Source organism: Arthrobacter sp. 05N33_2 (assembly GCF_056397425.1).
In genome coordinates, this window is the sequence record NZ_JBFTNJ010000001.1 from 120,883 (window position 1) to 132,157 (window position 11,275).

Here is an 11,275-nt window from a genome sequence, read left to right on the forward strand (position 1 = left end):
GGTCACCGGATCCGTTCCGGGCCGCCCAGGCCCGGCGCGGCACCCGGTGCAGCGTCCGGGGCAAGGAACACCTCGAGCACAAAGTCGCGCTCCTGGTAGGTCCCGCCGCCGGCCCAGCCCAGGTGCCGCCGGGCCGCGGCATGGACCGCGTCGCCGTCGAGTTCCCAGCCGGAAATGGGGTGCCGCCAGTGGCACAGCGCGAGGGTCCCGCCAGGCATGAGCGAGCCTTGAATCCGGTCGAACAGTCCGGCGAGCTCTGCCGGCGAGAGGTAGTAGCCCACCTCTGAAACCACGATCAGGTCGAACGATCCGTCCGGCCACTCGTTCGGGACGGTCAGGTGTCGCGTCGTCGCCGCGGGCAGGTGCGCGAGCCGCCTGGCGGCACGGTCCAGGGCGGTGCCGCTGGCATCGACGGCGAGGAAGCTTCCGCAGCGCGGCGCGAGTTCCACGCTCAGGGCCCCGATGGAGCAGCCGATCTCCAACCCGGACGTGTAGCTGCTGCCGGGCAGCGCGGCGAGCGTGAGGGTGCGTTTGCGCTGCTCGTACCAGCTCGAGGTGTACTGCCAGGGGTCCTCCTCCTGGGCGTGGACCGCATCGAACACGCGCTCCGCGTCGCCCGCGGCGAAGGGCTGCCGGGACCCGCCATCGCCCGGGCCGTCCGCCGGGGCGGCCGCGGGGTGCCAGGCAAACGTCTCCCAGGTCCGCTCAAAGTGTGTCAGGAAGGCCGGAGGCAGGAGCACCTCGTCGCCCGGCAGCCCGGAGAGCGGGCGCACCTGGGACACATGTGCCGCCATCGCGGCGGCCTTGGCCTCAAGCTCTGCCGGGCGCAGCGGCAGCCGGAACCAGCCGCGCCATGCCCCGCCGTCCGGGTCGCCGGGTCCGGTCAGGCCGGCCGCCCCGGCCGGGCCGCCGCCGGCGTCCGGCGCGCCTGGTGCCGCCCATAACCAGTACCAGATGGGGTATTCGAGGAGGGCGTGGCCCGCCGCGGCGCTGAGCCCGGCGGCAACGGATCCGAGGACGTCGTGGTCGGTGTGTCCATCGGAGCGGTAGGGCGCCACGAGAACCACCTCGTCGGCGGCGCGACCGCACACGGCCGCTGCCTCCCGGACCGCGTCCCGGACGGCGGCCCGGATCTCTTCCCGGTGCCCGGCGAGGTGACCGTCGGGCAGGCCCAGGCACTGCCACGCCACGTTCCCGGCCCCGTTCCCGGCTCCGGAAAGGCGTTTCAGGGCGTCGCCGAACTCCTGCAGCCGGACCGCGGCGAGCTGTTCCGGCGTCGTCGTTGGCGAGCCGGGGTGGGATCCTTCCCCCGCCGTGCACAGCAGCACGCGGACCGTGGCGCCGACGGCGTGCAGCCGGGCCAGCAGCCCGCCAGCCCCGAGCGATTCGTCGTCCGGGTGCGCGGCCAGGACAATGAAGGCCCGGCCGGCGAGCGCCGCGTCATCCAGCGGCAGGTCCGGCAGCCTGGCGGCGGGGCTGCCGGCCCAGGCGGCCTCGGACGTCCCGGCGTCGTTGTGTGTGAAAGTCACCATGGGTTGCCTTCGGCCAGTGCCAGGGCGCCCAGTTGTGCGTCGTCGCGCATCGCGTGGTGTTGGCGGATGTACAGGGCGAGATCGGCCATCCGTTTTCCGTAGCGCTCGTCAAAGGCGAGGGGGGCCGGACCGAGATTTTGGCTCACGAGCGTCTGGACGCGTTCGACGGCGGCGGCCACGCTGCCGCGCACACGCAGGGCTTCCTGCCACGCACCGCGGTCCGAGAGTTCGCCTGCGTCGATCCTTGCGGCCGTGCCGGCCAGGTAGGCGGTGAGGGCGGCAAGCGTTCGGTCAATCTCGCCGAGGTGGGCCAGCGCAATCTGGTCCGGTTCCCGTCCGCCGTCGGCGGCGTGCCGCAGGGAGTCGGCGAAGCTGCGCGCCACGGCGACGGCGCCGCCGAGCCAGCAGGCGGCCACGCCCATGCCGCCCCACGCGAAACCAGGGCGCTGGTAATACCAGCCGGCGCCGCCGAGGGGCACGGCGGGAACGGCCTCGAAGTGGACTGTGCCGCTGGGAATCTCGCGCAGTCCCAGGCTGGTCCACTCCGGATTCGCGAAGCCCACGCCGTTCGCGTGGAGGTCGACGGCGAAGGCGGCCCGGCCTCCGGCCTCCAGATGGGCCGTCAGCACGGCATGGTCCAGTTGGGCGGCGAGCGAGCACCAGGGCTTGGATCCCTGCAGGATCCAGCCGTCTGCGGATTCCTTGGCTTCAAGCCGCAGGCCGGGCGCCTCGGCGGCGAACACACCCCAGGCCCCCTCGAAGTTGGCATCGTCGGGGTCCGGGCAGTCCCGGCCGTGCCGTGCCGCCTCGTCGCCGGCCTGGGCCAGGATCGCCACGGCGTCCAGGTGGGGTTCCAGCACCCGTCCGGCGGCGACATCGACGGCGGTTACGGAGGCCAGAATCTCCCACAGGAACGCGGTCCGGCCGTCCCCGGGTTTGGGCGCCGCCGCCGCGGCCGCCTTGGCCAGCTCCAGCAGCCCCGGGACATCGCGGACGGCGTCCTGCGCCTCGGACAGCAGGGGGCTGATCGTCTCCAGGTCTGCGGCCGCGGAGCTGATCCGGACGGGTAGGGGGTGGTCGGAGATGGGGATCCCGTTCATTTCGGCTGCCTGTGTTCCTTCGGGCTGGGCGGATTCGGGCTGGGCGGATTCGGGCTGGGCCCGGCCACGTGGCTGAAGTCCTGCGCGTCCGCGGCCGCGCCGCCATCGCTGGCGCCGTCGACAAGTAATCTAAGCATACTTAGCACTTGGGGGTGGCCGGGGGCTGCACGGGGTCGGCTGCCACCGGCGCGTTCGCCCCGGCGGACAGTCTCTTGCGCCTAGCGGACGATCGCGAGGGCGAAGCCGTCCCAGCCTTTCGAACCCACGGTCTGGATCACGGTGCCGTCCAGCCGCGGGTCATCGCCCATCATCTGGAGCGTGCTGATGATTCCGGGGGCGTTGACCGGGTCCATCGACGCGTCCAGCACCGCACCCTCCCACACGACGTTGTCCACCACGATGGTGGTGCCGGGCCGGCCAAGCCGGATGGCCCAGTCCAGGTAGTGCGGGTTGTTTTCCTTGTCGGCATCGATGAACACGAAATCGAAGGGCGGCCCGGCCTCGCTTTTCAGCTCGGGCAGGGTGTCCAGCGCCGCGCCGACCCGGATCTCCACCTTGTGGCCCAGCCCGGCGTCGTCAACGTTGGTCCGCGCGACGCGGGCGTGCAGGGGGAGGTATTCACAGGTGACCAGCCGGCCGTCGTCGGGCAGTCCCTGGGCCATCCAGATGGTGCTGAAGCCGGCCAGCGTGCCGATCTCCAGGACGTGGCGCGCACCGGAGAGCTGGACCAGCAGTTTCAGGAGTTTGCCGGCGTTGGGGGCCACTTCGATGGCCGGCATGCCTGCCTCAAGTGCGCTGGTCACGGCGCGCTTGAGTGAACGGTCCGGGCGGACCACCGCGTCGGAGAGGAAGTTCTCGACGGCGACCCAGCCGGGGGCGGGTTGATGCTCGATCATGCCCCCAGTGTTCCAGCCGCCCGCGCCTGGCGGTACCCCTCCGGGCGCGCCGTTCCCGCCCGCGTTTCGGCGTGCGGTCCGGCTCAGTACGCCTAGTTTCCCGGCCGGGCTGGAATCTGCGGGCCGGTCCCGCCGGCGCCCTGCCCGTCGATGGCGTTTTCCAGCCGTTCCACCTTGCCGGTCAGCTCGCCGCTGTAGCCCGGCCGGATGTCCGCCTTGAGGACCAGCGAGACGCGCGAACCGTAGGCGCCCACCGCGTCCGTGGCCCGCTTGACGACGTCCATGACCTGGTCCCACTCGCCCTCGATCTCGGTGAACATGGAACTCGTCCGGTTGGGCAGGCCCGACTCCCGGACGATCCGCACCGCGGCCGCGACGGCGTCGTGGACCGACGCGTCGCCGGGCGCTTGCCCGTTGGCGGGGTCACCGGAGGGTGCTACGGAGAATGCGACCAGCATGTGGTGGTTCCCTTCACTCAGTCAGGACACCGGGGGCGAAAACTTCCGGGCTGTCCGGCACCAGTCTTTCACGCGATTCCAGCCCGGCAGCGGCCGGGCGCACCTCCGCCACCGTCATATAAGTCACTACCCGCCGGTAACAGGTTCGCGCACCCTTCGCGTTGCTACCCTAGGCAAATGAACCGGGCAGTAGACCGCAGGCCGCTCCGCGCAGATGCCGCGCGCAACGTGGACAAAATCATCGCCGCGGCCCGCCAGTGCTTCCGCGAGCACGGCCCCGAGGTGCCGCTGCAGACCATTGCCGTCACCGCCGGAGTGGGTCCCGCCACCCTTTTCCGGAATTTCGCCGACAAGGAAGAGCTGGTGCTCGCTGCCCTGAACCAGCAGCTCCGGCTGCAGGTGGACCCGGCCATCGATGAGGCCCTGGCCGATCCTGACGCCGCCGCAGGGCTCTTTCGGGTCATCGATGCCACGATGCATGTCGCCAGCGAAGAGGCCAACCTGCTGGGAGCTGTCGCGGGCCGGCGCGGGCTGCTGACCGGGATTACGGGTGGCCTGATTGAATCCATCGCCGTGCTGCTGGGCCGGGGCCAGGGGCAGGGCACCCTGCGCAGCGATATTTCCATGACGGACATGATCCGCCTGCTGGCCATGCTGATCGGCGTCGTGGACACCATGGAGCCGGGCTCCGACGCGTGGCGCCGGCCCGTGGCGCTGGTTGAGGACGCCATCCGGACGGAGCGGCCGGACCGGGCGTTGCCGCCGCAGGCCCCGCTGACGGGCACCGCGTTCGACGCCGTTCTCGGCTAGCACCCATAAGCGCCGGATCCTGCAGGTGCCCCGACAGTCCGGTGCCCGGCGCTAGTCTTCGGCCGGCTTTTCCTTGGCTTCGAGAAGGTGTTGCTGAAGCTTCTCTTCGGCTTCCCGACGGCGGCGGGACATTTCGCGCATTTCCCGGGTGGACTCAGCCCCGCCGGAAACATACGGCTCGTGCTGCTTGGTGCGCTGATCCTTGCGCGGCTCCGCGGCCTGCTGCTCCGCGGCTTGCTCGTCGGCAGCCTCCCGGCCGGCAGCCGGCAGCTCGCCGTCGTGTTCAGTCATGTTCGAATGCTCCCATGGGATCCCGGCACCAAGTAGGGACTAAAGACCGTTCCGGCGGCACCCCCAGCCCATCCGCGCTCCAGCGCGGTCAGGCGTTCCACTGGCGGGTCAGTCCCAGCCGAGCAGCCGGAGCCCGGCGGCCGCGGCCGCGCCGGCGATCACCACCACCAGGAACGGCGCACGCAACCACAAGGCGATGCCCGCCGCCGCCAATGCGCCCAGCCGGGCGTCCAGGACGAGCGACTGGCCGGAGGCGACAGCATTGACCACCGTCAGGGACGCCAGCAGCCCGATTGTCATGGTCCCGGCAATCCTGGACATCCGCGGGTTGCGGAGCAGGCTGGCCGGCACCAGGTAACCGAGCAGCTTCCAGGCGTAGGCGAGCAGGCAGGAGAGCAGCAGCCACATCCAAAGAGTCATGCGTCGTCTCCGAGGCGGTCACCGCGGGATTCGCGGGCCGGGTCGTGGCGGTGGTGCACGTGGTCCTCCGCGTACGGATCGACGTCCGGTTCCAGGCCCTCATCGCTGCGGCCGTGGCTGAACCAGCCGATCCCTGCCGCGACCACGGCGGCGACGAGGATCGGCACTCCCGGGGGCACGAACGGCACGGCCAGCACGGTGGCCAGCGCGCAGACCACCGCGATGGCCACAGGTTCCCTGCCTTTCAGCCGCGGCCAGAGCAGGCCCAGGAAGGCCGCCACGGCGGCGCCGTCCAGTCCCCACTGTTTGGGATCCCCGAGCGCCCCGCCGGCCAGTGCGCCGAGGGCGGTGAACAGGTTCCAGAGGACAAAGACGCCGATTCCGGCGGTCCAGAAGCCGCGTTTCTGCTCGTCGGGGTCCGTCTGCCCTGTGCTGGTGGCGGTGGACTCGTCGATGGTCAGCTGGGCCGCGGCAAACTTCCGCCACCCGCGCGGCTGCAGGAGGGCATTGATCTGCATGCCGTAGATGCCGTTGCGCATGCCCAGCAGCGTCGCGGCGCCCATCGCTGCGACGCCGGACCCGCCTCCGGCCACCACACCGATGAAGGCGAACTGCGAGCCGCCGCTGAACAGCAGCAGGCTCAGTGCCACGGTCTGCCAGAAATCCAGGCCCGAGGTTACGGACAGCGCACCGAAGGAGACGCCGTAGAGACCGGTGGCGATGCTGATCGATAAACCGATCCGCACCGCCTGTGACTGCAGGAATTTCACGGGCGCCGGTTCCGCCGCGTCAAAGTCCAGGCCCATGCGATGAGGGGCGCCTGGAGCGGGAGCCGCAGGGTGTGCACGCGTCGCCGGCGCGGCGAGCCCTCCGGCCCGTAGGCTTTGCGCAGGGCATCCACGTGGCCGGCGAGGAAGGCGGCGAACATCGCCGTGACGCAGCCCGCGGCGGCCCTCCGGGTGGCCGGGACCAGGAGCCCGACGGCGGCGGCGGCTTCCAGCAGCCCGCTCACTGCCACCCATTCCTCACGGGACAGGACGGCCAGGGGCCCGTTCGGCTGCTCGCCGGAGTCGTCCCGGCACAGGAAGTCAGGTACCACCGGGTGGAAAAATTCAGGCTCGCGGAAGTGCTTGGCGGCACTGGTGAGCAGCAGCGCGCTCATCGCTGCCGCGGACAGCGTCTGGAGGTCCGGGACGGGCCGGCGAAATGGCATGCAACAACTCAACCACAGCGGCCACGCCGGCCGTAATCCGCCCGGGACTCGGGGGATGTGAAGATGTCAGCCCAAGATCCGTGTGGCAGCCAGACGGCTACCGTGGGGGCCGGCTGTCCGCCATGAGCTGGGAGAGGACCTGGGCGGGCCAGTTGGTGGTGATCTCCTGGATCCCGAGTTTCCGGCACCGTTCGACGTTCGTCCTCGGTGTCGACCGTCCACACCCGGCACCGCAGCCCCGAGGCGAGCCAGCGCTGAACGGCCGGGGCGTGCGTGCGGACGTACCCGATGCCGGGGCCGGCAATGCCGGCCTCGGCCGCCGCCAGGATCCGTTCCCCCTCAGCCTGGGCGGCCTTCATCACGTTGGCCAGCGCCCCGCCGGTCAGGGCACCGAGGCCCAGTTCCTCCCGGATGTCCGCCACATTGACGTCATCCACGAGCTGGCAGACGGCCGCGGCCGGTACGGACTCCAGGAGGTGTTTTACGGAGTCGGGGCTAAAGCTCATGAAGGAAACCGTGATGTTCTCCAGCATCGACGTCCGCGGATCCCAGCCCTGGGCCCTCAGGACCTCGAGGGCCCGGTCCTCGAGTCTGAGCTGGTACGGGCTCGGGTGTTTGAACTCGATCGCCAGCCCGATCCCGCGGCCGGCCGCGCGCAGGATGTCGAGCAGGTCCGGCAGGGTCAGGAACTGCCCGGACTTGGCGCCGTAGGCCTCCGGGATCCGGGCTCCCTTCCAGGAGGAGAAGTCCAGTTCCTGGAGTTCTTGCAGCGTCCGGTCGGCCACCTGGCCGGTGCCGTCCGAGGTGCGGTCCAGGGTGGCATCGTGCAGGAGCACCACGTGCTGGTCCCGGGTCAGGTGGACATCGCATTCGACGCCGTCGGCGCCGTCGGCGATTGCCTGCAGGTACGCGGCCCGGGTGTGCTCGGCGAAGGTTCCGCTGGCGCCGCGGTGGGCATAGACCAAAGGCCGGGCGGCGGCAGGCTCATCAGTGGTCATGGTGCCACGTTAGCGGACCGTCCGTTTCCGTGGCGGGCTAGGCTGGGCTCATGCAGGTCAATACTGAGTCAACTTCCCTGACCGGCGCCGCGGGACGTCCGGGCGGCGCCCGGCCGGGCGGTCCCCCCGGACAGCGTTCCGCTGCCTCCAGCGACGTCGAGAAGGCCGCGGCGCTGCGCCGGATGAAGCTCCTGGCCCTCTCGCTGCTGGTCGTCATGGCGGTGATCTTCATCGTCGCGTTCGCCCTGCAGAAGCAGTATCCGGGGTTCGAATACGTCCGCGCCGCGGCCGAGGGCGGCATGGTCGGTGCCCTCGCGGACTGGTTCGCCGTCACGGCCCTGTTCAAGTACCCCATGGGCATCAAGATCCCGCACACCGCGATCATCCCGCGCCGCAAGGACCAGATCGGCGCCTCGCTGGGCGAATTCGTGGAAACCAATTTCCTCTCCGAACAGGTGGTCCAGGAGAAGCTGGCGTCCGCAGACATTGCGCGCAAGGCCGGCGCCTGGCTGTCCAGCCCCGGCGGCCCGGACCGGGTCGCCAAGGAGGGTGCCGCCGTCATCCGCGGCGCGTTCAAGGTCCTCAACGACGACGACGTCCAGGCCGTGATCGAGTCCATGGTCCGCAAGCACCTGCTCACCCCGCCGTGGGGGCCGCCGGTGGGCCGCCTCGCCGAGCGGATTTTCGACGACGGGCACCACCATGCGCTGGTGGACCTAATGGTGGACCGCACCGTGGACTGGGTGCGGGACAACCAGGAGACGGTCAACAGGCTGGTCACCGACCGGTCCCCGACGTGGGTGCCCTCGTTCGTGGACGGGCTGGTGGGCGACAAGGTGTATGTGGAGATCCTCAAGTTCACCCGCGCCGTGCAGTCCGACCCGCAGCACCAGGTCCGCCTCTCGATCGACAAGTACCTCAAGGAACTCGCGCAGGACCTGCAGCATGATCCTGTCATGATCGCCCGCGCCGAGGGCATCAAGGCCCAAGTGCTCGGCGACCCGGAGGTCCGCGAGCTCGCCTCCCGCACCTGGGAGACCATCAAGACGGCCCTGCTCACCGCCGTCGATGACCCGCACAGCGAACTGACCGTCAAGTTCAAGGCGGCCGTGCATGACTTCGGCACCCGGCTGCTGGTCGATCCCGAGCTCGCCGGCAAGGTGAACGCCTGGATCGGCGACGCGGCCGGCTACCTCGTGAAGACCTACCGCTCGGACATCGCGGGGGTCATCACGGACACCGTGGCCCGCTGGGATGCCGACGAGACGTCGCAGAAGATCGAGCTGCAGGTCGGCAGGGACCTGCAGTTCATCCGGATCAACGGCACGGTGGTGGGCGCCCTGGCCGGGCTGGCCATCTTTACGCTGGCCACCCTGCTGTTCGGCTAGCTTGGCCCCGCTCCGCGGCACCGGCTAGGCGGCCGCGACCTTGGCCTTGGTCCTGCCGTGCATGGCGAAGATGGTGAAGACAAGCGCCGCGAGCGCTGTGGCGACGAGCAGCAGCAGCCCGATCGCGTAGCTGTGCGCCGCGGCGTCATAGGTGGCGCCCATGATCAGCGGCGGGAAGTAGCCGCCCAGGCCGCCGGCCGCGCTGACCACCCCGCTGATGCTGCCGACCTTGCCCTCCGGCGCGAGGACCCCCACCCAGGCGAATACCCCGCCCGTGCCCAGGCCCAGCGCCGCCGCCATGGCGACGAACGTCAGGCCGGCGGGGACGTCGCCGTCGGGTTGCAGGTTCACCACCCAGGCAAGGACGGCGACGCCGGCGAGGGCGGCGATCACCACTGGCTTGGGACCGATCTTGTCGGCGAGTACGCCGCCCACCGGCCGCGCCAGCACGGCGGCGAGCGCAAAACCCGCGGTGCGGGCGCCGGCCGCGCTGGGATCGAAGCTGTAGACATCCCGGAGGTACGTGGGCAGATACGTGGCGAAGGAAACGAAGCCACCGAAAAGGACTGCGTAGAGGAAGCACAGCTTCCACGTGACCGGGGTCTTCGCGGCGTCGATCAGCTTGGGCATCACGGGCGCGTTGCTGCGGGTCCAGCCCGGCGCCTCCTTCAAGCGGAACCAGATGATGGCGGCCATGACCGCCAGAATCGCGGCGATCAGCAGGTGGGTGGGAACGTAGCCGATGGCGGCGACAAGCCGGGGGTTCAGGAAAGCGGCCAGGGCCGTTCCGCCCATGCCCGCGCCGAAGACGCCGGTGGCGAAACCCCGCCGGGCGGGCTCGTACCAAGCGCTGACAAAGGGGATCCCGACGGCGAAGACGGTTCCGGCGACCCCCAGCAGCACGCCGGCAGCCAGCACCAGGGCGAAGGAGTCGAGGCTGCCGCCGACTGCCACCAGCAGGATCGGGACGATGGAGGCCAGCAGGACAAAAGTGAACATGGCGCGGCCGCCGTACTTGTCCGTCAAGGCGCCGACGACGATCCGCCCCAGCGAGCCGACGAAGACGGGCATGGCCACGAGCACACCGGTGGTGGCCGGATTGAGGTGCAGATGCTGGGTGTAGAACGCGCTCAGTGTGGCGATGGAGTTCCAGGCCCAGAAGCACACCACGGAGGTCGAGGTGGCGAGCGTCAGATTGAGCGCCCGGCCCGCAGGGGCGGCGACGGGCGGGGACACTGCTCCGGCCACGGCGGTCTCCTTCCTGGTTCAGCAAAGCGGTTCAGCAAAGCGGTTCAGCAACGCAGCTTCAGCGATGGCACCGGGTCACCGGTTCCTGGTGTCCCGGTCCCGGGTTCCGACGGCGGACCAGCCCCGCCGGGCGCCGGCCGTGGAGCTCCGGGCGCCGGCAGCGCCGGCTGTGCCTTTGGCCCCGGCGCCGCCGGAGTCCCGATCCCGGGAGCGGTAAACGATGTAGGGGCGGAAGAGGTAGTGGAACGGGGCCGTGAAGGCGTGGACCAGGCGCGTGAACGGCCAGATCACGAACAGCGCCATGCCTACCAGGGTGTGCAGGTGGAAGGAGAACGGCGCCGCGGCCATCGCCGCGATGTCGGGCTGGAAGATGAACAGCGAGCGGAACCACGGGGCCACGGTCTCGCGGTAATTGTGCCCGTGCTCGCCCTCGAAGACACTCGCCAAGGTGGTCCACAGCCCGAACACGATGGCCGCGGTGAGCACCACGTACATGGTCTTGTCATTGCCGGTGGTGGCCATGAAGACCGGCCCGGTGGTCCGGCGGCGGTAGATCAGCAGGAGGATCCCGCCCAGCGTTCCGACCCCGGCGATCCCGCCGACCAGCAGGGCGTTGAAATGGTAGAACTCCTGGCTCATCCCGGCCGCCTGGGTCCACGCCATCGGAATGACCAGGCCGAAGAAGTGACCGGCGATCACGGCGAGCAGGCCAAAGTGGAACAACGGGGACGCAATCCTCAACAGCCTGGACTCATAGAGCTGGGAAGACCTCGTGGTCCAGCCGAACTGGTCGTACTTGTAGCGCCAGAGAAGTCCGCCGACCAAAACCACCACCATGACGTACGGCAGCACGCCCCACAGCACGATGTCCAGTGCGGTGAGTCCGACGGCGGATCCGGGTTCCGCTTCGAATGCCAGCAT

At 70.1% G+C, this 11,275-nt stretch carries 12 protein-coding genes and 1 pseudogene; 2 read left to right on the forward strand and 11 right to left on the reverse strand.

Annotated elements, in window-relative coordinates:
* Nucleotides 1–2: 2 nt before the first annotated feature.
* The 4 genes from AC1DHX_RS00525 to AC1DHX_RS00540 all read right to left on the reverse strand — a co-directional run bounded on the left by AC1DHX_RS00525 (nt 3) and on the right by AC1DHX_RS00540 (nt 3,986).
* On the reverse strand, nt 3–1,532 hold the full coding sequence (locus AC1DHX_RS00525; protein WP_476859469.1) for a PIG-L family deacetylase: 1,530 nt from the start codon (nt 1,530–1,532) through the stop codon (nt 3–5).
* On the reverse strand, nt 1,526–2,632 hold the full coding sequence (locus tag AC1DHX_RS00530) for an acyl-CoA dehydrogenase family protein (RefSeq protein WP_476859470.1): 1,107 nt from the start codon (nt 2,630–2,632) through the stop codon (nt 1,526–1,528). Before AC1DHX_RS00530 ends, AC1DHX_RS00525 begins: the two co-directional genes overlap by 7 nt.
* Before the next feature lie 218 nt (nt 2,633–2,850).
* Complete coding sequence (locus AC1DHX_RS00535; protein WP_476859471.1) at nt 2,851–3,528, reverse strand: O-methyltransferase; 678 nt, start codon at nt 3,526–3,528, stop codon at nt 2,851–2,853.
* Nucleotides 3,529–3,620: 92 nt separating this feature from the next.
* The gene (locus AC1DHX_RS00540) at nt 3,621–3,986 is read right to left on the reverse strand and encodes a thiamine-binding protein (protein ID WP_230008484.1); all 366 of its coding nucleotides are present in this window, start codon (nt 3,984–3,986) and stop codon (nt 3,621–3,623) included.
* Nucleotides 3,987–4,163: 177 nt separating this feature from the next.
* Here AC1DHX_RS00540 and AC1DHX_RS00545 point away from each other — a divergent pair, with 177 nt between their 5' ends.
* Nucleotides 4,164–4,796 carry a TetR/AcrR family transcriptional regulator gene (locus tag AC1DHX_RS00545; protein ID WP_028275272.1) on the forward strand — a complete coding sequence of 211 codons (633 nt, stop codon included), beginning with the start codon at nt 4,164–4,166 and terminating at the stop codon, nt 4,794–4,796.
* Between the two features lie 51 nt (nt 4,797–4,847).
* Here the strand turns inward: AC1DHX_RS00545 and AC1DHX_RS00550 are convergent, their stop codons facing one another.
* From AC1DHX_RS00550 to AC1DHX_RS00570, 5 genes and pseudogenes are all read right to left on the reverse strand, one after another.
* Nucleotides 4,848–5,087: a hypothetical protein gene (locus tag AC1DHX_RS00550; protein WP_223914633.1), complete on the reverse strand. Its 240-nt coding sequence runs from the start codon at nt 5,085–5,087 to the stop codon at nt 4,848–4,850.
* Between the two features lie 108 nt (nt 5,088–5,195).
* Nucleotides 5,196–5,507: an AzlD domain-containing protein gene (locus AC1DHX_RS00555; RefSeq protein ID WP_476849852.1), complete on the reverse strand. Its 312-nt coding sequence runs from the start codon at nt 5,505–5,507 to the stop codon at nt 5,196–5,198.
* The gene (locus AC1DHX_RS00560; protein WP_476859472.1) at nt 5,504–6,313 is read right to left on the reverse strand and encodes an AzlC family ABC transporter permease; all 810 of its coding nucleotides are present in this window, start codon (nt 6,311–6,313) and stop codon (nt 5,504–5,506) included. The genes AC1DHX_RS00555 and AC1DHX_RS00560 overlap by 4 nt, the downstream gene beginning before the upstream one ends.
* The gene (locus AC1DHX_RS00565) at nt 6,274–6,720 is read right to left on the reverse strand and encodes a DoxX family protein (protein ID WP_230008480.1); all 447 of its coding nucleotides are present in this window, start codon (nt 6,718–6,720) and stop codon (nt 6,274–6,276) included. Before AC1DHX_RS00565 ends, AC1DHX_RS00560 begins: the two co-directional genes overlap by 40 nt.
* A gap of 97 nt (nt 6,721–6,817) precedes the next feature.
* Nucleotides 6,818–7,718 (reverse strand): annotated as a pseudogene (locus AC1DHX_RS00570) (glycerophosphodiester phosphodiesterase).
* Nucleotides 7,719–7,768: 50 nt separating this feature from the next.
* Between AC1DHX_RS00570 and AC1DHX_RS00575 the strand changes: the two are divergent.
* Nucleotides 7,769–9,106: a DUF445 domain-containing protein gene (locus tag AC1DHX_RS00575; protein ID WP_476859473.1), complete on the forward strand. Its 1,338-nt coding sequence runs from the start codon at nt 7,769–7,771 to the stop codon at nt 9,104–9,106.
* Nucleotides 9,107–9,130: 24 nt separating this feature from the next.
* Here the strand turns inward: AC1DHX_RS00575 and AC1DHX_RS00580 are convergent, their stop codons facing one another.
* A complete protein-coding gene (locus AC1DHX_RS00580; RefSeq protein WP_223914637.1) occupies nt 9,131–10,354 on the reverse strand; it encodes an MFS transporter in 1,224 nt (407 codons plus the stop codon).
* Between the two features lie 75 nt (nt 10,355–10,429).
* Complete coding sequence (gene narI / locus AC1DHX_RS00585) at nt 10,430–11,275, reverse strand: respiratory nitrate reductase subunit gamma (protein WP_476856154.1); 846 nt, start codon at nt 11,273–11,275, stop codon at nt 10,430–10,432.